Below are 25,804 nucleotides of genomic sequence, written 5' to 3' on the forward strand. Positions count from 1 at the left end.
GCGCTGCAACGAGGCGGGGGATTAGAAACTGCCGCTGTTTTGTTAATAGAAACTTTGGCCGTTTAAAGAAGCGGGGACCTATTTCACCTCGTTATACTGCAAGCATATTATCATAGTTTAGAGCTACTGTATAGTTTATCCAATTGCTCACTATCAATTAAGATTTCACGTTTTTTGTTGTTATCCAGTTCGGATACTATTCCCCTGTCTTCCATCAAATCAACCAGACGTGCTGCCCGGGCATAACCTATACGCAAGCGTCTCTGTAATAAAGATACCGAGGCTTTACGGTTCTCTACGAATACATTTACCGCATCCCAAAAGAGCTCATCTCCATAGTCTTCTTCCATTCTATCCAGAACCATATCTATCTCACTGGCTGCCTCGGTTTCTTCAGACTGGGGCAGCTGTTCTTTGATAAAGCTGACTACCTTTTCGATATCACCATCACTAACATATGCCCCTTGTACCCGGTAAGGTTTTGCCGCCCCTACCGGCAGGAAAAGCATGTCCCCTTTACCCAGAAGTTTTTCCGCTCCGGAAGTATCCAGGATAGTTCGAGAATCAGCCTGGGAAGAAACCGCAAAAGCTATACGGGAGGGAATATTAGCCTTAATTATTCCGGTTACCACATCGACTGAAGGTCTTTGGGTAGCCACAATCAGGTGCATTCCAGCAGCCCGGGACATTTGTGCTAACCGGCATATAGAATCTTCGACTTCAACGGGTGAAACCATCATTAAATCAGCCAGTTCATCAATTATTATTACTATATAAGGCAAACTTTCTTCGCTAATCTGGTTAAATCTCTGAATATCCCTGACCCCTCGCTCAGCAAAGATCTTATAGCGTTTTTCCATTTCTCCCACCATCCAGCGTAGTACTACCGAAGCCTTCTTGGGATCGGTAACGACCGGAGTCATCAAATGAGGAATGCCATTATATGCAGCGAGCTCAACCATTTTAGGATCTATAAACACAAACTTTAATTCATCTGGTGTCGAATTGAATAAGAAGATCATTATCATACTATTTATACAGACACTTTTCCCCGAACCGGTAGATCCGGCGATCAAAAGATGGGGCATATCGTTTAACTTCCCTACCACCGTATTACCACTGATATCTTCCCCCAAAGCAAAAGCCAACGGGCTATTTAAATTCTTAAAAGCCGGTGAAGAAAGGAGGCTGCGCAAGCTCACACTCAAAAGTTTACTGTTAGGAATCTCTATGCCAACTGCTGATTTGCCAGGGATTGGCGCCTCTATTCTGATTCCTGGTGCAGCCAAGTTTAACTGCAAATCATCAGTTAGACTAAGAATCTTGCTTACTTTGACCCCAGGAGCCGGTGTAAGTTCATAACGGGTTACGGCTGGTCCACAACTTACCTGATTTACTTTCACCCTGATACCAAAGCTGGAAAATGTGTCTTCCAAAATTCCAATACTCTCCTTGATATTTTTTTTATCAATTATTCTTTCCCGGCTAATTTCGCCGAGCAAATCCACAGGAGGCTTCTGATAATCAAACTGACTGCTTGTCGTTCGGTTTTTATACTTGTCAGAAAGGAGTGATTTCTCATGATCAATAACCGGTTCAGGCGGCAGAGGATTATTTTCGACTGCGGTCCATTCATTGTTGTTCTCCGCCTGTGATGGTTGAGGATGATTGATTATTACTTGATCTCGGGCTTCTATCGGCAGCGGTATGTCTTCATTCGTCTCATAATACATTATCTTATCCAAGCTGCTTTTTAAAACACGGCTGTAATTTAGAAGAAATCTAATAATCACCTTAATGGGTTTACCTACTATTAACAGAACCGCAACCGCAATATTTAGAATAAGTATTATCGCTGCTCCCACTTTCCCCAACAAGGTAATTACCCCGGTAGCCAGAATACCACCCAAAACTCCCCCACCCATGCCTTTAATTCCAGCTTCCCAAGCACTTAAACCACCTGGTATGTCATAAAGGCTAAGCCAGAGCAAGCAGGATAAAAATAGCAGACTGGCCCCCCACATACGCGTAGACCACATTTTCTTATCAATACCAATATCTATAGACCAGAATAATAAATAAAATGAGAAAAACACTGCTCCGCTACCTAGCAATAATTCCAAACCTTTTAATATATAGCTACCCAAAACCCCAATAAATTGTGTGCTTTCAGCCCTGCCGCTAAATTGGCTAACACTAATGTAGACAAAAATGGCCAGCATGAAAACAACCAGCGCCAATATCTCCCTTTTAATCCGCTCCTGGTTTATCTTATTGCTATCCTTAGTTTTTTTAGCCTTAAGTTTTTTTTCCTTGGCTTGAATGAGTCTCACGCCTTACTTTATCATATTAAATACTGTAAATATCTTCGCCAATAATTGGTATAATCCTTCCTCTAAATAAAAAAACAGGGGCTTGCCCCCCGCTTTCCCGCTTTTTTATCACCCTAAATTATACCAGAATAGCGTAATCGCTGCTACAATCCAACAGTAGTAAGAAAAATATGACAATTTTCCCCTTCGTACCAGGCCTAAAACGACCTTAATGGCAAAAAATCCAAATATAGCTGCTGTAAGCGGTCCTAAAATATAAGGCAAGATATTATTGGCAGCAATTCCGGTAACAAATACATCGCTTAATTCAAAAATAGCTGCACCGATTATTACCGGGATAGAAAGCAAAAAAGAAAATCGCGCCGCAAATTCTCGATCCAGGCCAGCTATTAAACCGGCAGCTATAGTCGAACCTGAGCGAGATAAACCTGGTATAATAGCCAGGGCCTGAAGAATACCAATAAAAATCGCATCAGAAAATCCGGTCTCATCCGCTTCTTTTAAACCAAAATGTTTTTTTGACAGGTTTTCAGACAAACTTAACAATATTCCCGTAAAAATCAAGGCAATTCCTACTACTAGAAGAGATTCAAAGGCTTTTTCGAAATACGGCGCCAGAAGAAAACCAGCCAATCCAGCAGGAATACATCCCACAATAAGCAGATAGGTCAAACGGCAAAACGGCTTTTTCAAAATACCCCAAATATCGTCCCAAAAGGCGACAAATACCGCGATTAATGTACCAAGATGTACCAAAACATCAAAAGTTAAGGGTGGTTCCTCAATCGCAAAAATATGCTGGAAAATAACCAGATGGCCTGAACTACTTACGGGAAGGAATTCAGTTAGTCCTTGCACCGCACCCAAAATAAAAGCCTGAAATAACGTCAAATTCTCTCTCTCCCCCTAAAAAAACACTTTTTAGATTATATCATATTGCACCCGATTAATGTCTGTAAAATACATTTGTCACGCTGCTATCAAGGTCTTGTATTTTCCCAATCCGGCTGCATAGAAATAATTGTTCCGGGTTGGTATTTGCTATTTAAATAATCCAGGGGGTCAGTGCTTACTATGCTAATAATCCTTAATTGCTTGAACTCATCGCTCACCGCATTAATTAAGCCTCCGGATGGAAGCTTTAGAGTTACAGACTCTCCTAATTCCTGGCCAAGAGCAAGGTATTCTATAGGTTCGGGTGTATAAAATATCATTGTACCATTCCCCCGGATGCATTCTTTAATTCATGAATCTTGTTCAGAGCATCTTTAATGCCACCCACCTGATCAATTAAACCGCAATCAACTGCATCCTTACCTACCAGGACAGTACCAATATCACGGGCGAGATCTCCCATTCTAAACATCAATTCACGAAATTTTTCCTCGCTTATATTAGAATGCTCTACTACAAAACGAACCACCCGATCCTGCATTTTGTCCAGGTACTCATAGGTCTGAGGTACGCCAATAACCAATCCGGTTAACCTTATGGGATGAATTGTCATAGTAGCTGAAGGCGCTATAAAGGAATAATTTGTACAAACGGCAATGGTAGAGCCTATAGAGTGCCCGCCTCCTAGAACTATGGATACCGTCGGCTTGGACAGACTGGCAATCATTTCGGCCAGAGCCAGACCAGCTTCCACATCCCCACCAACAGTATTAAGGGCCACCAACAGTCCCTTAATCTGTGGATTTTCCTCTACTGCTACCAGTTGCGGTATAATGTGTTCGTATTTGGTAGTTTTATTCTGGGGGGGAAGTACCATATGGCCTTCAACCTGACCAGAAATGGTCAAACAATGGATGTCGCTCTTAAAACTGGGTACTTCAAGCTGTCCCAGTTCTTTGATGTTTTCTACTTTTTGTTCATTTTCACTATGTGCTGTATTAGGGTTTTGCTGCAAAACACCTTGCTCCCTTCTTAAAACATATTTTCTTTTTATTAGCATCACCCCGAGCGAAAAAATAATACCATAAAAATAAGGGGTCAGGCTATAATGTTCCAGCAATTACAGTCTGACCCTTTTAATTCTGTTTTAGAATGACACGGGGACGGGGTTTTTGACAACTTCGTCCTTCTGCGCCTACACCCTATTTTCTTACTTAATCCTTATGATGACTCCCAGCAAAAAAACCTTTTGTTGCATAAGGGTTGCATAAATATACATAGCGAGTGTTGGCGAAGCATGGATGCAGCGCGATATACAACCTTATATTAAACCTCTACAATAATTGGCAATATCATGGGGCGACGCCCCGTTTTTTCAAACAGGTGCTTGCCTAACTTTTCACGAACTTGGGCTTTAATAACGGCCCATTCACTTATATTCCTCTTGGAGCATATCTCGAGAGCCTCATTGACCTTTTCTTTAGCATTCTCAATTAGTCTCTCGGATTCTCGAACATATACAAAACCACGGCTTACAATATCGGGGCCTGCTACTACTTCACCAGAATCTTTGTTTATTGTAACCACTACGATCATGATACCATCCTGAGAAAGCTGCTTCCGGTCGCGAAGTACAATATTACCCACATCTCCTACGCCTAACCCATCCACCAGCACTTTTCCAGCTGCTACCTTTCCACTGATAACAGCTTTCTTTTTACCTACCTCAATTATCTGGCCATTTTCTGCAACAAAAATGCGCGATCTCGGTATGCCTAAACTTTCAGCCAGTTTAGCATGTTTCATTAAATGCCGGTATTCACCATGAACAGGTATAAAATATCGGGGCCGGATAAGATTCAGCAGAATTTTTAATTCCTCCTGGGAAGCATGCCCAGAGACATGTACTCCTGCCCCTTTTTCATATATCACCTCTGCACCCTGACGAAAGAGGAGGTCAACCGTTTTCGCCACCAATTTTTCGTTTCCGGGAATAGGGGTCGCAGAAATAATAACTGTATCCCCGGGTTCTATAGCTACCCAGCGATGGTCCGCCGTGGCTATCCGGGTAAGAGCAGACATGGGCTCACCCTGCGAACCAGTGGTCACAATAACTATTTCACCGGCAGGATACTTCCCAATATCCTCCATCTCTATCAAGATTCCCTCAGGAATATTCATATAGCCAAGCTGACTGGAGATACGTACATTATTGACCATACTGCGTCCTACGACGGCTACTTTACGCCCGTATTTTTGAGCTGTGGAGATTACTTGTTGGATACGATGAACATTGGATGCAAAGGTGGTAACAATTATACGGCCTTCGCATTTGCCAAATAATTCATCAAAGGTATTACCCACTACCTTTTCTGACATGGTAAATCCATTTTTATCAGCATTAGTACTATCACCCAGCATTACCAGCACACCCTTTTCGCCCAGTTCGGCGAATTTTCTAAAGTCCACTACTTCACCATCAACCGGCGTCTGGTCAAGTTTGATATCTCCAGTATGCAGTACTATTCCCAGCGGGGTATGCAAAGCTATAGCCAGAGCATCAGGAATACTATGACTGACCCGAATGAATTCCACTTCAAAAGGACTAATAGATATTACATCACGGGGACGAACAACCTGCAGTTGGACACTCCCCAGGTTATGTTCCTTAAGCTTTTCTTCAACTATTCCCAGGGTTAATCTGCTGCCATACACGGGTACATTTATTTCTTTCAAAACATAAGGAAGTCCTCCCACATGATCCTCATGACCATGAGTGAGCAATATAGCCTTTACCTTATCTTTATTTTCCATCAGATAACTAATATCAGGAATTACTATATCAATGCCCAGCAGTTCTTCTTCGGGGAACATAAGCCCGGCATCAATAATTACAATGCTATCCTGATATCTGATGGCCGTCATGTTCTTCCCAATTTCCCCCAATCCGCCCAGGGGAATTATTTTAATACGGGACTCTTCAGACATCAAAACACCCTCTTTTATTCAACTTTCCAAATCTAAGCCGCAATAACCGCACTTTTATGTAAAAGATATAATCACCGTTCATTTCCTTTAAAAACGGAAGTCTTTGTGATTTACCTATATCCCTGAATCATATTAGCTTTTGTTAAAACCGTCCATATTTAATTAAGTTTAATTAAGCTTTAAAAGCACAGTAACTAAGGCTATTACCCAGAAGAAACCCAGTTTAATGCAAAAATAAAATACCGTCCAAATCCTTCAAACTCATTATAACCTTTTACAAGGCCTGATACAACTCAATAAATGCTCAAATAAGGGGAGTATTCAAGATCAATCCTTTACTAAAATGCCTTTAAGAAAAAAGGGTAGATTAGTTATCTACCCTTGTCTTACTTAGCTATGTAGTTATTGCATTTTAAGCGGAAGAAACTGCAGAGCAGTTTCAACACAGTGCTGTAACGAGTCGTAGGATTAGAACCCGCCGCCTGTTCTGTTAATAGGAACTTTGGCCGCTTAAAGAAGTGGGGGACATATTTACCTCGTTATAATAAATGATACTGGAGTAATATATCCTTTATTTGCTTCTTTTCGTTATCTGTTGCAGCGGTCAGAGGCAGTCGGAAACCACCTACCTCCATTCCCAGCATATTCAAGGCTTCTTTGAGAGGAACGGGATTGGTAGTTACAAACAAAGCTTTGAATAGCGGAAAAAGTTTACCATGAATAGCGGCTGCTTTTTTGTTGTCACCGCTGGCAAAGGCATCTATCATTTCTATCATTCTCTTGCCTACCAGGTGAGAAGCGATACTTACCACGCCATACGCACCCAGTGCCAGCATAGGAAGGGTAAGCGAATCGTCACCGGAGTAAATCAGAATATCATCACCAACCAGGTTCTTCAAGAGAGAAACCTGATCCATATTCCCGCTGGCTTCTTTGATAGCAACAATATTATCAATAGCCGCCAGCCTCTTAACCGTCTCAGGAAGAAGATTACAACTCGTACGCCCAGGAACATTATATAGCATTACGGGTAAGGAAACACTGCCGGCTATCGCCTTAAAATGCTGGTAAAGGCCTTCCTGACTGGGTTTGTTGTAGTAGGGAGTAACCAGCATAATTCCATCTACTCCCGTTTTTTCAGCTTTGCGGCTCAGTTCGATTGAGTAATCAGTATAATTGGACCCGGTACCGGCCCATATTGGAATCCTCTTCCCCATTTTTTCTTTTACTGCCGCAAAAAGCTGCAGCTTTTCATCAGCACTTAGAACCGGGGATTCACCGGTTGTACCGCAAACAACAATACCTTCACTGCCATTTTCATATAGGTATTCGGCCAGTTTGGCCGCCTGGGAAAGGTTTACCTCCAAGTTATCCCCGTAGGGAGTAACCATAGCCGTCATTAAGCGGGGAGCTGACATTTATTCACCACCATTCCAATTTAATAAAGACTATCGTTAACCACTATTTCTGCAATTTGTATTGCATTAGTAGCTGCTCCTTTTCGAATCTGGTCGGCAACCACCCAAAAGAGAATGCCATTATCTAAAGACAAATCCTGCCTGATCCTGCCTACATAGACTTCATCCTTATTTGAAGTATAAAGGGGCATGGGATATAGTTTGTTTTCCGGTTGATCCTGTAATACTACTCCAGGGGCCTGGGAGAAAATCGTTTTAACTTCATCTACCTTTAGTGGTAGTTCCGTCTCCACCGTGATGGATTCGGAATGGCTTCTAAATACCGGAACTCTAACTGCCGTAGCAGCAATCTTCAAATCCGGAGCGTGCATTATCTTGCGGGTCTCCCAAACCAACTTCATTTCTTCGCGGGTATAATTATCTGATAGAAAATCATCAATATGCGGAATCAGGTTAAAGGCTATGGGATGTTGGAAAACCTCAGGAACTATATCATCTCCAGCCAAATAGGCCCGAACATGCTGTTCAAGCTCATCGATTCCAGCTTTTCCGGCTCCAGAAACCGCCTGGTAGGTCGACACCAATACCCTTTTTAAGCGGGCTGCCTTATGAATAGGGTTTAACGCTACTACCATAATGGTGGTAGAACAATTAGGATTAGCAATAATACCCTGATGCTTAGCAATGTCTTCCGGATTTACCTCGGGAACTACCAGAGGCACATTTTCCTCCAATCTGAAAGCATAACTGTTATCAATTACCAGGCAATTATTCTCCCGGGCCAGAGGAGCCAGAGCCTTACTTATATCAGTATTAACCGCAAATAAAGCTATATCTGCCTGTTTGAAAGCCGCAGCATTAGCTGCTTTAACCGTAAGATCTTCATCTCTGAATCTCACTTTGTTTCCTTCTTCGCGAGGGTCAGCCAGGCAAATTAGCTCCTTAACTTTAAACTCTCGCTCTTCCAGAATCTTCATCATTTCCTGCCCTACAGCACCTGTTGCTCCAACTATAGCAAGTCTAACGCCCTTTGTCACAAATCCTGCCTCCCGTTAAATGTTATTCTGTATTTTAGCACAATGCTTCTTCCATTCTCAAGGAAAATGGGACGCTTGTGATAAAGGCAGCAAACAAATTTATTTTTACTAACCCCCCATGGCCGGGGGCCACAACCAGCGATGAAAAGAGGTCTTCCATCTCCCAACGTCGACGTCTGACGCCCGACGACTTTTCTTACTAGTATCAAGCAGGGCCAAGGAGTACTGGTTGTATTTGTTTACCTTGTAGAGCTAAGACTACCGTATCAACTATCTTTTCCATACAAGCAACCAGCGAATTGACCTTTTCCAGTGGGCTATCCTGCCGGAATGGAACAAAAAATATGTTTTTCGTGTTAATGAGCATTCCTATATTCCTGGCATTTATGCCCAGGGCATCATTGGTGGATATAGCGATTACCACCGGTCTCTGGTTCCTTAGCTGGCCTTTTACTGCCATTAATGCAGGAGTGTCAACGATTCCATTGGCAAGCTTGGCGATGGTATTACCGGTAGCCGGCATAACTATCACAATATCCAGGAGTTTTTGAGGTCCAATTGGTTCAGCCCCCACAATGCTATTAATCAAAGGCCGATCAGTAATTTCTTTTATTTCTTTTTTTAAATCATCTACTTTATAAAAACGATTATCTACCTCGTTAACAGTATAAGAGAATATAGGGTATATATCTGCTCCTTCCTCTTTTAGATTCTTAATCTGAGGGAGCGCTTCAGCAATAGTACAATGCGAACCAGTCAGAACTACCCCTATTTTTACTCCCCTTAAGCGGTATTTTTGCATTTTGCCACCTCCTCTTTATTCCAAAACTAGATTCTGCCCCATTTTAGCCAGCTCTTTTATTATTAAACGGGGAACCACCTCAGCTAGAATCTTACCAGCCGAAATCGGCGCCACTTTACCTGGAAGACCGGGAGCTAATATTGCTTTAAAACCATATTCATTGGCTGCTTCGAAATCAGTACCTCCGGGCTGGGTAGCCAGGTCAATGATTAAGGCTTCGCTTTGGGCCTTTTTTAAGACATTTCTGTTTATAACCATGCTGGGAACAGTATTAAAAACAAAGTCACTATGCCTTATAGCTTCAGCCAACTCAGAATAACCGGCTCTTTTACAGCCCATTTCATAGGCCCTGGCCATTTGCCCCTCATCTCTTGCCACTACCGTAACATCTGACCCTAGAGCTTTGAGTGTGCGTGCTAGAGTGATGGCAATCCGGCCAAATCCAACAATTAAACTCCTGCTCCCGTGGATCGTAATCTTTGACTCCTCCATGGCTATCTGTATAGCTCCTTCGGCGGTAGGAATAGAATTCATTATGGCGATATCATTCATCTCGGCAATTTCCAGTAGACGCAGTTTATATCTTCCTACCCATTCCCTGAGAAATGGACGCGCCGAACCAATAATGACCAGGGCATTTTCCGCTAAAACATCTATCGCTTTTTCGCTAAGCTTTAGCTCTCCCTCAGCATAGACAGCACGAATAATTCCTTCTAAACTGGTTCCCGGCAGGGGTAAAATTACGACTTTTGCCTCCCGGCAGGCATCTTCTACACTATTAACAGCAGAAGCTCCATCGCATAATTTGGAACTGGGAAAGCCTGCAACTTTTAAAATGGCTCCCCTTTTTACCAGTTCAGATATTAGAATTAGCTCCCGGTCATCTCCGCCCAAAACAGCAATTTTAGTTCCTGAAAGCAGCGAACTCACCCTCCGTCCTCCTTTGGGGATAAATCTGCAGCCACAATCAATAGCATTATATGTATTTTTCATAATAGTGGTGCTTGTCTCAAGCCATGAAAGTGCTATTTTGGGGGAGATGTGAGAAGGGATAAATCCTTTTAGAATGCACTTTGAAATTAAAAAGGCTACAGTCGAATAAAAGTTGACTGTAGCCTTTTTACAAGTCATTTTTATGAAATCTCATGAAAGACCAGTTCCTAAAATTTTGTCTTAGAGCAAATTTTCCATACCATAGACCAGTTCTTTACGCTGGAGTATTTTTTTGATTACCATTACTACACCTGGCATGAAGCCGGCTCTATCAAATGAATCATGTCTTATTTTAAGGCCCTGACCGGCACCTCCAAAAATTACTTCCTGGTGGGCAATTAAACCAGGTAAACGAACACTATGAATCCTTACCTGGCCCAGGTCTCCCCCGCGGCAACCGGCAATTTTCTCAAACTCCCGCACATTCCTGGGAGGTCTCAAGGGTCGATTCGCATTTATCATTTCGGCGGTTTTAATGGCAGTACCTGAAGGGGCATCCATTTTCTGGTCATGGTGCAGCTCAATTATTTCCACCTCAGGAAAGTACTTAGCTGCTTCACTGGCAAACTTCATCATCAATACGGCCCCAATGGCAAAGTTAGGGATAATGGCTACCCCCACTTGCTTTTCTCCCGCCAGCTTCTCCAGTTCTTTGATTTCAATTTCGTTTAATCCTGTTGTTCCAATTACACAGAATACTCCTATTTTTAAAGCGCTTCTAGCGTTATTGAAAACCGCCTGGGGGTTGGTAAAGTCCACCAATACATCAGGCTGGTAGTTTTCCAAAACCTCATCAAGGTCGTTTTCCAGACTTATATCCAAACCAGCAATGCCAATTAAATCAGCTACTTTTTCCCCTTTGGCCTTAATATCCACCGCAGCTATCAATTCAAGTTCCTCGTCCCCGGCAATGGCTTTTAGTGTTTCCTTCCCCATTTTCCCCAGGGCCCCCGCTACTATTACCCTGGCCTTTTGCTTCATAATAAAACCTCCCGCATACTATCAAAAATCCTATATAATAATTTACCACAATAATCAGCAGAGCTTGACTGGAGTACCCCAGTATGAAGTGCTCTCTGCTCAGGTTTAACTTTGATCACATGGCATTATATTGCCTGGCTTGCTCAACCACATATTTACTTATTTCTTGAATCATCCGCCGTTCATAAAAAGTTCGCGAATTGGGATGCTTTATCGACTTCTTGATAGTGTTAACAAATCTTTGCAGGAATTTAATTTCAGCTCTAATTTGCTCGATTAAATCATTCCCATCAGTATAGGCATAGAGTCTTTGCAAGTCTTCCAATATGATATCTGCCTGGTTGGACATGGCGAGCACGGCTGCATGTTCTAAAAGCTCATGTTTATCCAGATCGTAGCTTAGAAATCGCAATATTAACTCCAGTCGCCTGCTACTACCTTCTTTTGTCAAAAGAATTTGGATACTAAGCTCCTTTTTGCATGATTCCAATACCATTACTTGCTGTAATATATCTTGGTAGAGGGTTTTTAACAATTCATTCATTGTAAAGTCCCTCCCTGGAAGTAAATCTTACTCTTCAAGCATCGGAAAAAACTGCGGAGCAGTTTCAATACAGTGCTGCAATGGGTTGGTGATTAGAAACCGCCGCCTGTTTTCTTAATATGAACCCGGCTGCTTAAAGCAGTGGGGGACATTTAACCTCGTTGCAGTTAAAGCAGGCTGATGCTTTAAAGTGTTTACTATTGTTAAGCTTCCTGCATTTACACCCATTATGAACCATAAATACTAGATTGTATTTTACCTATAGTTTGAACTATAACTGCTGTTGGTATTATTAATTCGACTAAATATTAATTATTCCTTTAGCGCAAAATTCCTTATTCCGATTTGTATCAAATTGTTTTACCATGCTATACTTTTGCTGACAGGGAGGTAGTATTTATGCCTTTTGATGGTATTACTATCCGGGCACTTTGCCAGGAATTAAATCCCCTATTGAATGGGGCCAGAATAGATAAAATATTTCAACCTGAGAAGGATGATCTGGTTTTATCCGTTAGAACTGTAAAAAGCGGGAGCTTGCGCTTAATGCTTTCCGCCAACTCGCGTTGGGCCAGATTGCATATTGATAGTATAAAAAAACCCAACCCAACCAAACCCCCGGCATTTTGCATGTTATTGCGCAAATATCTGGAAGGCGGCAAAATTCAGGAGATTAAACAAGTAGATTTTGAACGAATTATTCACATCGATATTGAAGCTCTGGATGATTTTCGCGAGTGGAAAATAAAGCGCTTGATTTGTGAGTTTATGGGTCGGCATTCCAATATTATCCTGGTAAACCCGGAAAACAACCTGATAATTGATGCTATAAAAAAATATGGTCATGACCGGAGTTCCCACCGGGAAGTGTTACCCGGCAAAGAGTATGTAAGCCCACCCCAGCAAGGTAAGCTTAACCCTCTCCAAGCTAGCTATGAAGACTTTGTCCAGTTGATGTGGAAACAGGGGAGTAATAATACTCTGGCTAATTCATTTTTCCAGGTTTTTTCGGGAATAAGCCCTTTTTCATCCGGTGAATTCTGTTGGTCTGCTGGTCTTGATCCCTTGTTGCCAGTTGATCAATGTGGTGAACTTGAATTCTCCAGGCTATTTCATCACAGTAGGACGGTATTACAGAATATCGAGCAGGCTAAGCTGCACCCAGTTGCCATCTACAGCAATTTGCAACCGCTTGAGTTTGCTCCCTACCCCATACTATCTTTAAATGAATCCGGCTATAAGTCCCTCAATTTTTCCAGCATTAACGAAGCCTGCGATCGTTATTATAATGACAGCTTAAAAATGATTCGCCTGGAGTCGATGAAAGTCAACCTGAGCAGAAATATTAAGATCCGCCTGGACAAAGCTTATAAAAAACATTTTTTCCAGGAAGGTGACCTGGCCAAGGCCTATGAAAAGCTGAAATATAAAGAATGGGGCGAAATGCTCACTGCTTATGCTTTTAAATTTCAAAAAGGGGATAAAACTGCTATAATCGAAGATTTTTATCAGGGAGAGGAAGTGGAAATTCCGCTGGACCCTCGTTATACTCCCATTCAAAATGCCCAAAAATATTTCAAAATTTATAACAAGAGCCGTAATGCTATAAGGCACCTGAAGCAACTCCTGGCTTCCAACCAGGAGGAAATTGATTACCTGGAATCAATAATTGTCTTGATAGCGCAGGCCGAAACTCCAGAAATAGTGGAAGAAATAAGAGAAGAGTTGGAAAAGCAGGGTTATGTCAAAGAACATACCCAGCGTGCTCGTAAAGAACTGCTTAAGAGCCAACCTCGTCGTTTCCTGTCTTCCGACGGTTTGGAAATACTCGTAGGTCGGAACAACCAGCAAAATGATTTCTTAAGCCTGAAACAGGCAGAACGCCAGGATCTATGGCTACACAGCAGTAAAATCCCGGGCACTCATGTGATAATCAAATTGCCCAAAATGATAAGCTCTATCAATGATGTACCTGATCATAGCCTGGAGGAAGCTGCCGACCTGGCCGCCTACTTCAGCAAAGCTAAAGAGGCGGATAAGGTGCCGGTAGATTATACTTTCCGTTCTAATGTACGCAAACCTTCGGGGGCCAAACCCGGTATGGTAATCTACGATAATTATTGGACGATAATAGCTAATCCTCGCTCCGAGAATGTTAGCCGTTTGTTAGCAGAAAACGAATTCCAGTCCTTGCCCAAAATTTAATAGCCCGTTTATTCCGGCGATAGTATTTCTACGGAACCATCCAGGTTTTTTTGATACCTGCTTCCTTCCTCCAATATATATATCTTTTGATTCTTAGTATCTATAGCCAGATCACGATTTACCAGGGTGCTAACTTCATCGTGGGTAATCAGGGTGCGGATTTGCACCCCGTTGTCATATAATTGTATATGCAGTTTTCCGCTTCCCTGAGGAATCGTCTCCTGTTGTGAACGCTTATAGGGTTTCAAAAACACATACTGGTATCCACCCTCGGCAAAATGCATCTCCTGTCCATTTAAGAAAATGCGCAATAACAGCCTCTCCTTCCTCAAGCGCGGCTGCCCGGCTTGATCACTGGCAATTTTCCTTCTTGGCAAAGCGGGCAATCAGAAGCTGCAAAGGATTTAATATCCATGGTCAGCACTGCTTCTTGTTTAACCTTAAAGTCAACCTCACCGTTGCTACGGTCTACCAGAACAGCCACTCCCGCCAGCTCGGCCCCGGCCTTCTGTACAATCTCAATTACTTCCCAAACCGAACCACCGGTGGTAACTACATCTTCCACTACCAAAACTCTCTGACCCGGACGCAGTTCAAAACCCCGCCGCAATACCATGGAACCTTCCTGTCTTTCGGTAAATATGGCCGTAATCCCCAATTGCCTTGCCACCTCATAGGCCACAATTATGCCACCCATAGCTGGACCTACTACTATTTCAATATTATCTGCAGCGAACTTTTCCGCAATGTGCGCCGCCAATTGCTCAGTATATTTAGGATATTGCAGAACCTGGGCACATTGCATATACTGGTTGCTGTGCCGTCCTGAAGTAAGCCGAAAATGACCCTCCATAAGGGCTCCAGAATCAATAAATATCCTGGTAGCTTCTTCCTTGCTCAACATTTTTTATTCCTCCAATTCGCCTATAATCTTTAAAGCCGCTTCCACCGGGTTCGCTGCCTGAGTAATAGGCCGTCCGATGACCATAAAATCAGCCCCCATCTGCAAGGCCTGACCTGGCGTGGTAATCCGTTTCTGGTCATTTTTCTCCGACCAGGCGGGTCGGATACCCGGGGTGACGATTTTAAATTCAGGGCCACAGGCTGCCCGTATAGCCTCGATTTCTTGCGGAGATGAAACAACACCAGAGATTCCACATTCTTTAGCCATAAGAGCCCACTTGACCACCAGGTCTTTAAGCTTCATTCCTTTAACCCCAATCTCTTCTTCCAGTTGCTCCTGCGATATACTGGTAAGCACCGTTACAGCCAGGGATAAGGGTGCTGCCACCGCTAGTTTTTTGGCCTCATTTTTCACCTCTTCTACTACCTGGCGCATCATTTCCCGGCCTCCGGCGGCGTGAACATTAAACATGAAGCAATTCAAACGGGTTATTACCCTGCCGGCAGCAGCTACGGTATTAGGAATATCGTGGAACTTCAGATCTAAAAATACCCGTCCCCCCAATTGATTAATCTCTTCTACTATACTGGGGCCGCAGCTATTGAACAACTGCATCCCAACTTTAAATGCCCCCACATGAGGAGCCAAATCCTTAACCAATGCCAGGGCTTGCTCCCGGCTACCAACATCCAGGGCTAATATAATTCTCTCTTGGGCCTGCAAATCTATTCCCTCCTAATTTTTGATTATATAAGTATGACTCCACTGCAAAGAGTAATAATTATGCATTTGCTTGTATAAATATTCCGCTCCAGCGTCCTTAATAGCGACCGCAGGGAGCATCAGTTGTGCCCGACAGGGCGCTACGCATGGGCTATGCCGACCAGTTCTTGAATACTGGAAAAACCCTGCTCCTGCATATACTTTTTAATACCCTCAAGCAATTCAAGAGCGAGACAGGGATTGACAAAGTTGCCGGTACCAATGGAAACCGCTGTAGCTCCAGCCATGAAGAATTCCAGAGCATCTATATGATTGACTATGCCTCCACCACCAAGTATAGGAAGGTCAACCTCCCGGTATACTTGATATATCATTTTTAAGGCAACCGGTTTAATCGCCGGTCCCGACAATCCTCCAAAAATATTGCCCAAAACCGGTTTTTTCAGGTTTATGTTAATAGCCATTCCCCCCAGGGTATTAATCATGGACAAGGCATCGGCCCCGCCGTCGGCAGCAGCCAGGGCAATAGCTACAATGTCGGTGACATTGGGGGAAAGCTTGGGTATTACCGGAAGGGAAGTTTCTTTTTTTACTGCTGCTACCACCTGTCGTACTGTTTCAGGATCAGTACCAAATTGAATGCCCCCCTGCTTTACATTGGGGCAGGAAATATTAAGCTCAATTCCTGCTATGCCCTCCTGTCCTTGCAAGAGGGAAGCCATCAAAGCATATTCTTCGATGCTGTTTCCGGCTATATTGGCAATAACAGTAACCTGTCGCTCGCGTAGCCGGGGCAGGTATTCCCGTAAGAAAACCTCGATACCTGGATTCTCCAGTCCGATGGCGTTGAGCATACCGGCCGGGGTCTCGTAAATCCTGGGACCCGGATTCCCGGGGCGGGGGTGAAGAGTCGTACCTTTGACTATTACCGCGCCTATTTTTTCGGGTTCAATAAAGTCAGCGTACTCCAAACCATAACCAAAGGTTCCCGATGCAACTGCTACCGGATTTTTCAGCTTTATTCCTCCCAGATTTACCGTTAAATCCAAGATATTACCTCCCATTTCCTTATCATATAGCTATGGTGTCACTAAAAAAAGTCCTTATTATAGCATAAGAGTTGCATAAATATACAAATTAGCTTTGGCGAAGGTGAAAGCTGGCGGTCGAAGACCGCCCCTACTATGCCTTGCGGTCGCTATTATGGTTGTTGCGCCTGATTCGGAACGACACGGGGGTCGTTCCCTACATACCCTGCGTTCGCTATTATGGTGCTGAGTGGTATATTTATGCACGCTAATGCATATTTATAACTATTTGCAGTGGAATCAATTATAAACTTAACCGAAAATTAACCGGAAGAAAATAATCCTTTAATAAGATTAGGGTATACTCTTATTGTTGGCAAAAACTTAATAGCAATAGCAAAATTATTAATGACCAGTATAAAGGTCATTAATTTTTTTGCTTATTTCCTACTCCAACTCCAGCTCGTCCAGACGGAAAACTGGCCCATCCTGGCATATCTTAACATAGAACTCGTTATCCGGCTTGGCTTTTCGGGCACAGCCCAAACAGGCTCCTACACCACAGGCCATATATTCTTCCAAAGAGACTTCCCCTGATATATGATTTATCCTTGCCCATTCCTGCCAGAGCTTCATCATTGATTCCGGTCCACAGCTATAGATAAATTCAATATGCTCAGCACTTAATATTTCGGAGAAAAGCGGCGGAATCAATGGGCCTTTTAAACCACGGCTACCATCTATTGTAGCTATCTGCACCTGGCTTCCGATAGCTTCCAATCGTTCCAGGGCCAGCAGCTCTTTCTCATTTCCCACCCCGTAAAGAACCAGTAGCTCACTCCCGCCCCGCCTTAGTTCCCGAGCCAGGTAGAGCAGTGGAGCCATACCTACTCCCCCGCCTACCAGCAGGCATTTTTTTGCTGACTCTGGCAAGGAGAAACCACGGCCCAATGGACCCATGATGTCAAGGTTTTCTCCAGGCAGCATGTCCGCTAATAATGCCGTACCCTTGCCCACTACCTTGTATAGAAGACTAATCTTCGCTGCCTCTTTATCCACATCGTAAAGGCTCAAAGGCCTGCGGAGCAGGGGATCAAGTCCGGGATTGCTACGGATGTGGAGAAATTGTCCGGGCTTACACTCTTTTACTGTTTGCGGAGCCTCGATCTCCATTATATAAAGATTATGGTATTGTTTAGAATTGCTAATTATTCGCGCTTTCTCCAAAGAAGGCATCGCCATTCCTCCATATAAGTATTAGTGCTTTGAAAGACTCCGCTCGTTCCAGCCTGATAATCACTTATGATTGCGGTTTGTTCATTTTGACATATTCCTGCAGAGACATAATCCCCATAGCAGCGGTCTTTTCACCCTCAGTAATTACCTCTTTGACCACTTTCAAGGTATCCAGGGAGGTTAAGCACGGAACATTTAATTCTACCGCCGCCCGTCGAATCTGAAAACCATCAGTAAATGGCATACGACCGTGGGTAAGGGTATTTACTACAAAGTCTACCCTACCTTGTCGAATTAAGTCTACAATATTTGGTGAGCCTTCTTTAATTTTCTTGACGGTTTCTACTGCGATACCATTATTTCTAAGGGCCATAGCCGTACCTTCTGTAGCTACCAGCTTAAAGCCCAGCTGGCTCAATTCATACAAAATAGGAATAGCTTCATCTTTATCCTTATCAGCTATTGTAGCAACTATGGTGCCTATATGGGAGATTTCCACACCGGCTTCCAGAAGCCCTTTATAGATGGCGGTTTTTAAGGAGCGGTCTATTCCTAAAACTTCACCGGTAGACTTCATTTCCGGCCCCAGGGTAATATCCACCTGTTCCAGCTTGTTAAAGGAGAATACCGGAACCTTGATGGCATAAAATTCTGGTTCTGGCTGCAAACCGCCCTTATAAGCAAGTTCCTCCAGGCTCTTGCCTAACATAATCTCGGTTCCCAGCTTTACCAGGGGAATCCCGGTTACTTTGCTGATGAAAGGCACGGTTCGGCTGGAACGGGGATTTACCTCCAAAACATAGAGCTCATCTTCAAACTCTACGAATTGAATATTTATTAAGCCTTTGACCTCCAATTCTCGGGCTAATCTAAGCGTGTAATCCACCACCTTGTCCTTAATCGCCGGGCTCAGGTCATGGGCGGGAAAAACCGCCATACTATCCCCGGAATGAACCCCGGCCCTCTCAATGTGTTGCATGATCCCGGGAATTAGGACCTGCAAGCCATCACAAACGGCATCCACTTCAATCTCTTTGCCCAGCAAGTATTTATCTACCAGTACCGGGTGTTCCCGGTTGACATTTACTGCCGTCTGCATGTATTGCCTGAGTTCATCAACATTGTAAACTATTTCCATAGCCCGCCCCCCCAGTACATAAGAAGGCCTTAACAGCACCGGATAGCCTATCTTCTCTGCTGCTTTGACTGCTTCTTCTACAGAAAACACGGTTTTACCCGGGGGACGGGGGATACCCAGTTTCTCCACCATCAAATCAAAACGCTCCCGGTCTTCCGCCCGGTCAATGCTGTCATTGGAAGTACCCAGAATCTTTACTCCCGCCCGGTTTAAAGCAGCAACCAGGTTAATGGCGGTTTGCCCGCCAAACTGGACGATGACCCCTTCGGGTTGTTCTTCATCAATGATATTCATAACATCCTCATAAACCAGGGGCTCGAAATACAGGCGGTCGGAGGTGTCAAAATCGGTGCTGACGGTTTCCGGGTTATTGTTTACAATGATGGCCTTTATTCCTGCATCCCGCAAAGCCCAAACACAGTGCACCGAGCAATAGTCAAATTCTACTCCCTGCCCAATCCTGATCGGTCCCGCCCCTATAACCAGAATTTTACGAGTGTTCGGATCATGCCAGGCCTCATTCTCCTCTTCATAACAGGAATAAAAATAGGGGGTGTCAGCATCAAACTCAGCCGCACAGGTATCCACTAATTTATAAGTAGGAAGAATTCCCGCTTTTTTTCTTAGTTTTCGTATCTCTTCTTCCGTTTGCCCCTTGATTGCAGCTATTTCAAAATCGGAAAAGCCAATCTTCTTGGCCTCTCGCAATAATTCATAATCCAATTCTTTCTCTTCCAGTACCCGGGCAAAATCTATAATGTTTTTCATTTTTTTCAGGAAATATTTATCTATCCTGGTAATCTCCCAGATTTCGTCCAAGGAAAATCCCCGGCTCAAAGCTTCAGCAATAATAAAAGTCCTTTCATCATCCGCCTTTCCCAAACGCTGGCGCAATTCCTCATCTTTCATTTCTTGCAGTACCGGCAGGCGCAGGCCGTTCAGGCCTATTTCCAAGGAGCGAATGGATTTTAGGAAAGCCGCTTCATAGCTGCGGTCAATGGCCATAACTTCACCGGTAGCCTTCATCTGAGTCCCTAGTTTGCGATCACCGAAAACAAACTTGTCAAAGGGCCAACGGGGCACTTTAAGAACCACATAATCTATAGCCGGTTCAAAACAGGCGGTGGTTTTACCGGTTACTGCATTAGGTATTTCATCCAGCGTATAACCGATAGCCAATTTGGTGGTAACTTTGGCAATAGGGTATCCAGTTGCCTTGGAGGCCAGGGCGCTGGAACGGCTTACCCTGGGGTTAACCTCTATGACATAATATTTTTTGCTGAAAGGGTCCAGGGCATATTGGACATTACAGCCCCCGATTATTTTCAAGTGGCGAATAATTTTCAGAGAAGAAGCCCGCAGCATTTGGTATTCTTCGTCACTCAGGGTCTGAGCTGGAGCCACCACTATGCTGTCCCCGGTGTGTATGCCAACAGGGTCAACATTTTCCATACTGCAAATAGTTATACAGTTGTCATTGGCGTCCCGCATTACTTCAAATTCAATTTCTTTAAAGCCGGCTACACTTCTTTCAATCAAGGCTTGATTTATGGGGCTGTTTTTCAAGCCTTTAACCACTATCTGCTGTAGTTCTTCATTATCATAGGCCGTGCCTCCCCCGGTCCCCCCCAGGGTGTAAGCCGGTCGCACAATAACCGGGTAACCAATCTTCTCAGCGAAACGAATGGCTTCTTCCACTGAATGTACTATGTCGCTTTCGGGGATAGGCTCGCCGATTTCTTGCATGGTAGCTTTAAACTTTTCCCGATCTTCAGCCCGGGCAATGGCATCCAATGGCATACCCAGTAAAGGAACTCCCGTTTCCTCCAATACTCCAGCTCTATCAAGAGCCAGAGCCATATTTAAACCTACCTGCCCACCGAGATTAGCAATTATACCATCCGGTTTTTCCCGGGCAATAATCTTATTGACCGTTTCAACCGTTATGGGCTCGAAGTAAACATGATCGGCAATATTAGCATCAGTCATTATCGTAGCGGGGTTGCTGTTTAAGAGTACTACTGCAATTCCTTCCTCTTTTAATGCCCGGCAGGCCTGGGTGCCAGCATAGTCGAATTCGGCTGCCTGCCCAATGATAATAGGCCCTGATCCAATTACCAGTACTTTGTGCAAATCTTCCTTAATCGGCATATAATCTCCTCCATGGGGACATTCCTGCGCAGCAGGTGTGTCCCCTTTCCTTATATGGACGTTCTCGTTATAAAATCATCATAGAAAAAACCAGTCTCACTGTATCCCGGATAACCTTCCGGGTCAAACTGCAGTGAAAACACCGGCATTTCCCGGTGTCTGATTCCCTCAATACTACCATCATTCAGGCTCCTCATAGTTACTTCGATTCCGGTACCGCTAAGCGAGGATTCCTCCAGGCTGAAACCATGATTCTGCGTGGTGATATATACCCGGTTGTTTTCCAGGTTCTTAACCGGGTGATTGCTTCCCCGGTGACCATAAGGCAAGCGCAGTATACTGGCCCCCATGGCGAGGGCTAGAATCTGATGACCCAGACCCACTCCCAAAAGAGCTACCTTTCCCAAGAGCTCACGACAGGTATCAATCGCATAGCCAATAGCTCCGGGATCTCCCGGCCCATCGGAAACCAGTATTCCATCAGGATGAAGCCTTAATATCTCCCGAGCTCCGGTATTAGCGGGAACAGCAATCACTTCACAATCCCGCCGTACCAGAGAATCAATTACTCCCTTTTTGGTGCCCAAATCCAGTAAAACTATTTTTTTAGTACCATTGCCAAATTTCATAATATTTTTACGACTGACAAAGCGAACCAGGTCACCCTGCAATTCTTCTGCAGCCAGTCTCGCTTTTTCCATCATCCATTCCTTGTCATCGAGATTATCGATAATTAGGCCGCCCATGCTTCCCTCATGGCGAATAACCCGGGTCAAAGCCCGGGTGTCCACCCCAGTAAGCACGGGAATTTCACTCTTATTAAGAAAGGAAATAAGATCAGTTTCCATCTCATAATGACTGGGGAAATCGGTAGCTTCCCGTAAAACCAGCCCTTTAACCATGGCTGCCCGGGAAGCGAAACTTTTTTCATTAAAACCCACATTTCCTACCAGCGGGTAGGTCATAACCACTATCTGTCCATAGTATGAAGGATCAGTAATAATGTCCTGGTAGCTTATCATGGCCGTGCTGAACACCACTTCTCCTCCAGCCATGCGACAATCATTCAATAGTTTGCCCCGAAAATACCGGCCACTCTCCAGAACCAGATATCCATTCATCCGGTAATCACTCCCTTAGTCGAAGTCATTAATTACTTCTTCAGTACTATTTCACCATTCTGCGCTACCAGCACCCCGTTAACCAGAGTCATACAGGGCCAACCTTGGAGCTCCATTCCTTTATAGGGGGTGTTCCTGCCTTTGGATTTAAAAGTGCGAGGGTCCACGGTTTTGACTATTTCCGAGTCAATAATCGTTATGTCTGCCGACTTCCCTTCTTCCAAACTGCCTTTATCAATACCCATAACTCCGGCTGGCCCACTAGTAAACAACTTGACCATATCCTTAATATCCAAAAGTCCGGGCCTTACCAGCTTATCCATTATTACTGCTATCGCCGTTTCCAATCCGGATATTCCGCAGGCAGCCAATTCGTATTCACAGTCCTTGGCTTCAAAATGATGGGGCGCGTGATCGGTGGCAATGCAATCCACGGTACCATCAAGCAAGGCCTCCCGCAAAGCCAGCAGGTGTTCCTCGGAGCGTAAGGGGGGATTTACTTTGGTATCGGCATCATAGCCGTCTATTATTTCATCACTCAGGGTCAAATGGTGAGGAGTCACTTCACAAGTCACATTCAGTCCCTCAGCTTTAGCCTGGCGAACTAAGGCCATAGAACCTGCCGTGGAAGCATGGCAAATATGCAAATGTCCGCCAGTCAATCGAGCTAAAATAATATCACGGGCTACCATTACCTCTTCAGCTGCAGCGGGTATCCCTCTTAACCCATAAATGGTAGAGTAGTAGCCCTCATGCATCAAGCCCCCGTTTACCAGGTTAAGATCCTCGCAATGCGATAATACCGGCAGGCCGAACATTTTTGCGTAATCCAGAGCATTACGCATAATATTAGCCTTCATAACGGGCTTGCCATCATCGGATATGGCCACACATCCAGCCGTTACCAGCTCGGCAATTTCGCTTAATTCCAAACCGGCCTGCTTTTTACTAATACTTCCCACCGGCAAAACATTGACTATGCCGACCTTTCTGGCTTTTTCCCTGACAAAACCTACCACCGCTTCATTATCTATCACCGGCTCAGTATTGGGCATACAGCAAACCGTAGTAAAGCCCCCACAAGCCGCTGCTCTGGTACCGGAAGCTATATCTTCCTTGTATTCAAAACCGGGTTCCCGAAGATGAACATGAATGTCGATAAAACCCGGGCAGACTATTTTCCCACTGGCATCGATTATTTCACAGCCGCTATCGTCTAGAGCATTACCCCGACTCCGGATTTTACCGTCTTCCACCAAAAGATCCTGAATAGCATCAATATGGTTGAAGGGGTCGATTAGCCTTCCCCCTTTAATAAGTAATCTCATCTCGCCCACCTCCCATCATCAGGAACAAAAGAGCCATCCTTATCGCCACCCCGTTAGTTACCTGCTCATTGATCAGGGCCTGGGCGCTGTCGGCCAGCTCGCTGGATATTTCCACTCCACGGTTTATAGGACCGGGATGAAGAACCAGAACATCATCCTTGGCCCGGGCCAGGGTTTGGGGGCTTAGCATATAGAGTTGGGCATATTCATCCAGCGAAGGGAAAAGACCGCTTACCTGCCTCTCTCGTTGAATACGCAGGATATTGATTACATCAACCCCGTTGATGGCTTCATCCAGGCTGTAATAGCTCTTGACCCCCAATTTTTCTATGCCAGGAGGCATTAAAGTAGCCGGGCCTACCACCCGGATATCACAACCAAATTTGCTCAGACCGTAAATATTGGAACGGGCTACCCGGCTATGCAGAATATCCCCTACGATAGCTACTTTCAAGCTTTCCAGAGTTCCTTTCTTTTCTTTGATGGTATACATATCCAACAAAGCCTGGGTAGGGTGTTCGTTAGCTCCATCCCCAGCGTTAATAACCCTCATCCGGGTATTACGGGCGACATAATGGGGGGTACCGCTCATGGCATGCCTCATTACCATTAAATCAAAACCCATTACCTCAATAGTCTTGATGGTGTCTCTCAGGCTCTCGCCCTTTTGCACACTGCTGGTGGAAACCGACAGGTTAACCGTATCTGCGCTCAAATATTTGCCGGCCAATTCAAAAGAGGTGCGGGTTCGGGTGCTGTTCTCATAAAACACCGTCACCAAAGCTTTACCTCTCAAAGTAGGCACCTTCTTAATATCCCGGCAAATAACATCTTTCATGGGTATGGCCGTATTCAAAATCAGTTCCGTTTCCTCCCGGCTCAAATCTCGCAGTCCCAACAAGTCTTTTCTATCCAGCTTCAAACTAAAGCCCCCTCTCAATAAAGTAAGACTTGCTTCAGGTGGAGTTTTAACTCCATCTGAAGCTTAGTCGCACTTATCCAGAGACTTAGTCGCTCTTACTCCCGCCTATAGAGGCGGGAGTCTTAGAGCGAGTTAGTCATCGGATAAACCTGATACTAATATTCCCCTTTATGAAGCTGTCATTAGTTTTTACCTGAAACCAGAGGTGCCTGACCTCATTTCTTTTGTGTGGAACAGTGGGGAAGAACCCCTTATTCCTGATAGGAGATAACTCCCAAGTTAAAAAAGCTTTCCTTGCCGGGCAGCAAGGAAAGCTTTCAGTCGATACTCTGGAACCTTTCCCTTGCCGGCCTCTCGGGACCAGTTTAAAGGGTAAATTCTACGAGTCTACTATTTCTTGTATCACCACTCCATCTTTTCCATCCAGTTCTTTAACATATACTTCGATGTTCTCTTGTCGCGAAGTGGGTACATTTTTGCCTATAAAATCTGCTTTTATGGGCAACTCCCGGTGCCCTCGATCTATCAGTACCGCAAGCTGAATACATTCCGGTCGCCCCAGGTCAATCAAAGCATCCAGTGCGGCCCTTACGGTTCTGCCGGTATATAAAACATCATCCACCAAAACCAGCCTTTTACCGTTGATATCAAAATTTACTTCCGTTCGGTGAACCTGAGGCTGTTGGGCCAGGGTGGTAAGGTCATCCCGATAGAGGGTTATATCCAGAATCCCTACCGGTATCTTGATTCCTTCAATCTCTTCTATGCGCAGGGCCAGGCGCTGGGCCAGCGGTCCTCCTCTCCGGCGAATACCAATAATGGCTACATTGTTCACGCCTTTGTTTTTCTCAATAATCTCGTGGGCAATACGGGTAAGGGCTCTCTTCATACCCATCTCATCCATGATGGCATGCTTTTCTCTTAAGACCAATAATAACGCCTCCTTACCTCATTAAAACAAAAACCTGCCAAGCATAAGGCCAGGCAGGTGCTGCTCTCCGTCATTCCTTGCTAGCCTCACGGGGCCAACTTAAAGGTCCTAACTGATTCTACTAAAA

Annotated in this window: 22 protein-coding genes; 1 reads left to right on the forward strand and 21 read right to left on the reverse strand. The window is 44.4% G+C overall.

Going from position 1 to position 25,804, the window contains the following annotated elements; genetic code table 11:
• Positions 1 to 110 precede the first annotated feature (110 nt).
• From SWOL_RS06500 to SWOL_RS06550, 11 genes are all read right to left on the reverse strand, one after another.
• Entirely contained in the window at positions 111 to 2,333 is a 2,223-nt protein-coding gene (locus tag SWOL_RS06500) for a DNA translocase FtsK (protein WP_011640676.1), read from the reverse strand.
• Between the two features lie 108 nt (positions 2,334 to 2,441).
• The gene (gene uppP / locus SWOL_RS06505) at positions 2,442 to 3,224 is read right to left on the reverse strand and encodes an undecaprenyl-diphosphatase UppP (RefSeq protein WP_011640677.1); all 783 of its coding nucleotides are present in this window, start codon (positions 3,222 to 3,224) and stop codon (positions 2,442 to 2,444) included.
• Positions 3,225 to 3,313: 89 nt separating this feature from the next.
• Positions 3,314 to 3,547, reverse strand: coding sequence for a YlzJ-like family protein (locus SWOL_RS06510; RefSeq protein ID WP_041427444.1), 234 nt, complete (start codon positions 3,545 to 3,547; stop codon positions 3,314 to 3,316).
• Positions 3,544 to 4,347 (reverse strand): ClpP family protease, encoded by an 804-nt coding sequence (locus SWOL_RS06515; protein WP_011640678.1) that lies wholly within the window; start codon positions 4,345 to 4,347, stop codon positions 3,544 to 3,546. Before SWOL_RS06515 ends, SWOL_RS06510 begins: the two co-directional genes overlap by 4 nt.
• A gap of 206 nt (positions 4,348 to 4,553) precedes the next feature.
• Positions 4,554 to 6,215 carry a ribonuclease J gene (locus SWOL_RS06520; RefSeq protein WP_011640679.1) on the reverse strand — a complete coding sequence of 554 codons (1,662 nt, stop codon included), beginning with the start codon at positions 6,213 to 6,215 and terminating at the stop codon, positions 4,554 to 4,556.
• Positions 6,216 to 6,754: 539 nt separating this feature from the next.
• Entirely contained in the window at positions 6,755 to 7,633 is an 879-nt protein-coding gene (gene dapA, locus SWOL_RS06525) for a 4-hydroxy-tetrahydrodipicolinate synthase (RefSeq protein WP_011640680.1), read from the reverse strand.
• A 20-nt stretch (positions 7,634 to 7,653) separates the two neighbouring features.
• Entirely contained in the window at positions 7,654 to 8,670 is a 1,017-nt protein-coding gene (locus SWOL_RS06530; protein ID WP_011640681.1) for an aspartate-semialdehyde dehydrogenase, read from the reverse strand.
• A gap of 205 nt (positions 8,671 to 8,875) precedes the next feature.
• Positions 8,876 to 9,472, reverse strand: a complete 597-nt coding sequence (locus SWOL_RS06535) for a dipicolinate synthase subunit B (protein ID WP_011640682.1) — start codon at positions 9,470 to 9,472, stop codon at positions 8,876 to 8,878.
• A gap of 15 nt (positions 9,473 to 9,487) precedes the next feature.
• Positions 9,488 to 10,402, reverse strand: a complete 915-nt coding sequence (dpsA, locus tag SWOL_RS06540; protein ID WP_011640683.1) for a dipicolinate synthase subunit DpsA — start codon at positions 10,400 to 10,402, stop codon at positions 9,488 to 9,490.
• A gap of 243 nt (positions 10,403 to 10,645) precedes the next feature.
• On the reverse strand, positions 10,646 to 11,446 hold the full coding sequence (gene dapB / locus SWOL_RS06545; RefSeq protein WP_011640684.1) for a 4-hydroxy-tetrahydrodipicolinate reductase: 801 nt from the start codon (positions 11,444 to 11,446) through the stop codon (positions 10,646 to 10,648).
• 115 nt (positions 11,447 to 11,561) lie between these two features.
• Positions 11,562 to 11,990 carry a hypothetical protein gene (locus tag SWOL_RS06550; RefSeq protein WP_011640685.1) on the reverse strand — a complete coding sequence of 143 codons (429 nt, stop codon included), beginning with the start codon at positions 11,988 to 11,990 and terminating at the stop codon, positions 11,562 to 11,564.
• Positions 11,991 to 12,389: 399 nt separating this feature from the next.
• Between SWOL_RS06550 and SWOL_RS06555 the strand changes: the two genes are divergently transcribed.
• On the forward strand, positions 12,390 to 14,195 hold the full coding sequence (locus SWOL_RS06555) for an Rqc2 family fibronectin-binding protein (protein ID WP_011640686.1): 1,806 nt from the start codon (positions 12,390 to 12,392) through the stop codon (positions 14,193 to 14,195).
• Positions 14,196 to 14,203: 8 nt separating this feature from the next.
• Here the strand turns inward: SWOL_RS06555 and SWOL_RS06560 are convergent, their stop codons facing one another.
• The 10 genes from SWOL_RS06560 to pyrR form a co-directional block, all read right to left on the reverse strand.
• The gene (locus SWOL_RS06560) at positions 14,204 to 14,506 is read right to left on the reverse strand and encodes a hypothetical protein (protein WP_011640687.1); all 303 of its coding nucleotides are present in this window, start codon (positions 14,504 to 14,506) and stop codon (positions 14,204 to 14,206) included.
• 17 nt (positions 14,507 to 14,523) lie between these two features.
• Entirely contained in the window at positions 14,524 to 15,099 is a 576-nt protein-coding gene (pyrE, locus tag SWOL_RS06565; protein WP_011640688.1) for an orotate phosphoribosyltransferase, read from the reverse strand.
• 3 nt (positions 15,100 to 15,102) lie between these two features.
• On the reverse strand, positions 15,103 to 15,822 hold the full coding sequence (gene pyrF, locus SWOL_RS06570) for an orotidine-5'-phosphate decarboxylase (protein WP_011640689.1): 720 nt from the start codon (positions 15,820 to 15,822) through the stop codon (positions 15,103 to 15,105).
• A 140-nt stretch (positions 15,823 to 15,962) separates the two neighbouring features.
• A complete protein-coding gene (locus SWOL_RS06575) occupies positions 15,963 to 16,871 on the reverse strand; it encodes a dihydroorotate dehydrogenase (protein ID WP_011640690.1) in 909 nt (302 codons plus the stop codon).
• A 426-nt stretch (positions 16,872 to 17,297) separates the two neighbouring features.
• Positions 17,298 to 18,086, reverse strand: a complete 789-nt coding sequence (locus SWOL_RS06580; RefSeq protein ID WP_011640691.1) for a dihydroorotate dehydrogenase electron transfer subunit — start codon at positions 18,084 to 18,086, stop codon at positions 17,298 to 17,300.
• Positions 18,087 to 18,150: 64 nt separating this feature from the next.
• Positions 18,151 to 21,375 (reverse strand): carbamoyl-phosphate synthase large subunit, encoded by a 3,225-nt coding sequence (gene carB / locus SWOL_RS06585; RefSeq protein WP_011640692.1) that lies wholly within the window; start codon positions 21,373 to 21,375, stop codon positions 18,151 to 18,153.
• A 50-nt stretch (positions 21,376 to 21,425) separates the two neighbouring features.
• Positions 21,426 to 22,496, reverse strand: coding sequence for a carbamoyl phosphate synthase small subunit (locus SWOL_RS06590; RefSeq protein WP_011640693.1), 1,071 nt, complete (start codon positions 22,494 to 22,496; stop codon positions 21,426 to 21,428).
• Positions 22,497 to 22,528: 32 nt separating this feature from the next.
• Positions 22,529 to 23,824: a dihydroorotase gene (locus SWOL_RS06595; RefSeq protein ID WP_011640694.1), complete on the reverse strand. Its 1,296-nt coding sequence runs from the start codon at positions 23,822 to 23,824 to the stop codon at positions 22,529 to 22,531.
• On the reverse strand, positions 23,808 to 24,746 hold the full coding sequence (locus tag SWOL_RS06600) for an aspartate carbamoyltransferase catalytic subunit (RefSeq protein ID WP_011640695.1): 939 nt from the start codon (positions 24,744 to 24,746) through the stop codon (positions 23,808 to 23,810). The genes SWOL_RS06595 and SWOL_RS06600 overlap by 17 nt, the downstream gene beginning before the upstream one ends.
• A 379-nt stretch (positions 24,747 to 25,125) precedes the next feature.
• Positions 25,126 to 25,677, reverse strand: coding sequence for a bifunctional pyr operon transcriptional regulator/uracil phosphoribosyltransferase PyrR (pyrR, locus tag SWOL_RS06605; RefSeq protein WP_011640696.1), 552 nt, complete (start codon positions 25,675 to 25,677; stop codon positions 25,126 to 25,128).
• Between the last annotated feature and the right edge of the window lie 127 nt (positions 25,678 to 25,804).

Source organism: Syntrophomonas wolfei subsp. wolfei str. Goettingen G311, from assembly GCF_000014725.1.
GTDB classification, from domain to species: domain Bacteria; phylum Bacillota; class Syntrophomonadia; order Syntrophomonadales; family Syntrophomonadaceae; genus Syntrophomonas; species Syntrophomonas wolfei.

What these genes read in the sequence shown, in the direction of transcription:
- dapB (WP_011640684.1), bottom strand. Translation starts at nt 11,446, where the DNA reads ATGAAGCAAAAGGCCAGGGTAATAGTAGCGGGGGCCCTGGGGAAAATG.
- pyrE (WP_011640688.1), bottom strand. Translation starts at nt 15,099, where the DNA reads ATGTTGAGCAAGGAAGAAGCTACCAGGATATTTATTGATTCTGGAGCC.
- SWOL_RS06555 (WP_011640686.1), top strand. Translation starts at nt 12,390, where the DNA reads ATGCCTTTTGATGGTATTACTATCCGGGCACTTTGCCAGGAATTAAAT.
- SWOL_RS06550 (WP_011640685.1), bottom strand. Translation starts at nt 11,990, where the DNA reads ATGAATGAATTGTTAAAAACCCTCTACCAAGATATATTACAGCAAGTA.
- dapA (WP_011640680.1), bottom strand. Translation starts at nt 7,633, where the DNA reads ATGTCAGCTCCCCGCTTAATGACGGCTATGGTTACTCCCTACGGGGAT.
- SWOL_RS06510 (WP_041427444.1), bottom strand. Translation starts at nt 3,547, where the DNA reads ATGATATTTTATACACCCGAACCTATAGAATACCTTGCTCTTGGCCAG.
- SWOL_RS06535 (WP_011640682.1), bottom strand. Translation starts at nt 9,472, where the DNA reads ATGCAAAAATACCGCTTAAGGGGAGTAAAAATAGGGGTAGTTCTGACT.
- SWOL_RS06595 (WP_011640694.1), bottom strand. Translation starts at nt 23,824, where the DNA reads ATGAGATTACTTATTAAAGGGGGAAGGCTAATCGACCCCTTCAACCAT.
- SWOL_RS06520 (WP_011640679.1), bottom strand. Translation starts at nt 6,215, where the DNA reads ATGTCTGAAGAGTCCCGTATTAAAATAATTCCCCTGGGCGGATTGGGG.
- SWOL_RS06590 (WP_011640693.1), bottom strand. Translation starts at nt 22,496, where the DNA reads ATGAATGGATATCTGGTTCTGGAGAGTGGCCGGTATTTTCGGGGCAAA.
- carB (WP_011640692.1), bottom strand. Translation starts at nt 21,375, where the DNA reads ATGCCGATTAAGGAAGATTTGCACAAAGTACTGGTAATTGGATCAGGG.
- SWOL_RS06580 (WP_011640691.1), bottom strand. Translation starts at nt 18,086, where the DNA reads ATGCCTTCTTTGGAGAAAGCGCGAATAATTAGCAATTCTAAACAATAC.